The 2359-nt window shown below is 42.9% G+C and carries 3 protein-coding genes; all 3 read right to left on the bottom strand.

Annotated features, from left to right (window positions below; genetic code table 11):
• Positions 1 to 94: 94 nt before the first annotated feature.
• Positions 95 to 619, bottom strand: coding sequence for a COP23 domain-containing protein (locus C7B77_RS28370; protein ID WP_106312952.1), 525 nt, complete (start codon positions 617 to 619; stop codon positions 95 to 97).
• Positions 620 to 866: 247 nt separating this feature from the next.
• Positions 867 to 1448 carry a COP23 domain-containing protein gene (locus C7B77_RS28360; protein ID WP_106312946.1) on the bottom strand — a complete coding sequence of 194 codons (582 nt, stop codon included), beginning with the start codon at positions 1446 to 1448 and terminating at the stop codon, positions 867 to 869.
• A 120-nt stretch (positions 1449 to 1568) separates the two neighbouring features.
• Positions 1569 to 2279, bottom strand: coding sequence for a S1C family serine protease (locus tag C7B77_RS28355; RefSeq protein ID WP_106312943.1), 711 nt, complete (start codon positions 2277 to 2279; stop codon positions 1569 to 1571).
• Positions 2280 to 2359: the final 80 nt, after the last annotated feature.

Genomic DNA, 2359 nt, shown 5'->3' with positions numbered 1-2359 from the left:
GGGCTGGGGTGGGGTAAAGGGACTACGATCGATTCCAACATACTTGTGTACGCACCGTAGCTTGAGCAGAGGGAGTGAAAGATCTAGATGAGAGTTAATTAATCATGCTTTGGATATCGACGATGCTGTCTCCAGAACTTTGGTAGATGGGATTGCTAGTAGATCCTGATTTAATGTTTTTGATTCTGTCGATCGTTGCAGTGGCATCGGCACTATTGACGAGTGTGAATAACATTGTTTCTTTATTACAGGGAGTTGTTTTATCTTTGATGCCGCAAATTATTCCCAATCCAGAAGTCTTATCGACTCCAGATATTAAATAATTGAGGCGTTTAGCTTCCCATGCTTGTTGAAATTTAGCCGATACTATATTACAGCGAGATTGGGGTGTCTGTTTTCCACTGAGTTTCGATTTCCATTGAATGATTGCAATGGGTTCTTTTTTAGCTGAAGTGGCAATTAAGGTTGTCGGGACAATTTTATTACTATCAGGATCGAATGTTTGACCGCAATAAAATCTCACTGCTGTTGGTGTCTGCGCGATCGCATTTATGGCTACAAATATCGCAGTACCTGTCAATGCACTAGTTGTCGCGATCGTCAATAAAATGTTTTTCATAATTGTCTTGTTAAAAAACTAACCTGGCACCAAGCAAGGGAAACCGGATTGAAAATCCCCTCCTTGGAGGGGTGCCCGTAGGGCAGGGTGGGTAAGGACTACGCCGCAACTCAAGTAGACTTGAATCGATAATCCGATCGAGTAAGTAGGTAGGAGCAAATATTTATTAAATAGATAATGCTTGAAACCTAGTTGGTGGGCGATGCCCACCCTACATAGTAGACTTGAATCGATCGTCCGATCGCGATTACTTCTTCATTAACAAAGAAAAATTTAGCAGATCGACTACTTGTTTACCACTACTACTTTGATAAATTGGGATATTCGTCTTCCCGGCAAAAAGATCGCTAATTTGTCTAACTGTCGTCCCGGCATCTTGATAAGATTTGAGTGTAAACAGCATATTTTCGCGGTCGCAAGTTTGTTCGGCATTAGCTACCGCACAAATAATTCCCAGACCGCTTTTTCGATCGACACCAGCAGTGATATAGTTGCGCCCTTGTTGTAAAACTGCCTGGAATTTGGGAGAAACTGTTTCGCAGCGTTTTTGGGGATTCATTTTACCAAAAGCTTCACTTTTCCAGATAATGAGCACTGGTTCTTCTTGATATCCAGAAATTTTGGCAACTGTGGCAGGTAAAACACTGCGGCTGCTGGGATCTTTGGCTGTACCACAATAAAACTGAATTGTTGACTGACTACTTTGAGAGGTAGTTTGAGAATTGGCAATGGTAGCAAAAGCCGTCGTCGCGATCGTCAGTGTCGATAGTAATATTGCTTTAACAAACTGGAATTTAATTACAAAATTTGGCTGTTGGTATGCTTGCATAGAAGTTATTTAATTAATAGAGAAATGTGGTTATATTTAGAGATCGGGCAATTGTTGGTACAATATGCAGTCATGTAAATAGATATTTAGGAGCAGCCATAAATTGCTCCTCCTAAATATCTATTTACTGTCGATCGTTGCTACTGGAGAGCTGTTACCATTACGAGCATCGAGTATAAATTGACGGATGACATCGGCACTAATTGCATAGCTGAGTCCGACATTACCCGTTTTTCTGCCAAGGACTAATGTATTGACACCGATGACTTCGCCAGCGTCATTGAGTAAAGGGCCACCAGAATTACCGGGATTGATGGCGGCGTTGTGTTGGATATATTTACCGTCGTCGCGCATTGCACTCACAATTCCAGTCGTCAAAGTATTTTGAAATGCCTCATGTAACGGAGTCCCGATCGCATAAGTATTGTCCCCGACTTTGACCGATTTCATGCGACCGAGCGCAACTGTCGGAAATTTTTTACCTGGGCGATTGATTTTGAGGAGGGCTAAATCTACACCATTTTTCGCGAACCCCACCAAATCGGCAGGAATTTCGGTTTTCCCGTCCGCCATCATCAATGTGACGATAGCTGGCTGGTTCTGAACGACGTGAGCGTTGGTGATGACATAACCATCGGCACTAATGATAAAACCGCTGCCATGCCCACTATTTCCCCTAATTGTCACCACGGCTGGGTTAGCTCTGGCATAGACTCGATTGGCGATTGTTGGTGCGGGCGGTTTGGCGATCGCGGGTGTGGGCGGGGAGATACTTATACCAGTACAAGTTAAGCTAGTTATAAGTAAGCTGGCGATAATTTTGGCATTCATAATTTAAGAGGATGTTTGAAAAGTCAGGAGAGAGTTAAATTTTATGCCAAACGCCTAACCATGATACGGATCATCGCTAA

Origin of the sequence: Chamaesiphon polymorphus CCALA 037 (genome assembly GCF_003003845.1) — a bacterium.
GTDB classification, from domain to species: Bacteria; Cyanobacteriota; Cyanobacteriia; order Cyanobacteriales; family Chamaesiphonaceae; genus Chamaesiphon; species Chamaesiphon polymorphus.
This window is presented reverse-complemented; position numbering and strand designations above follow the sequence as displayed.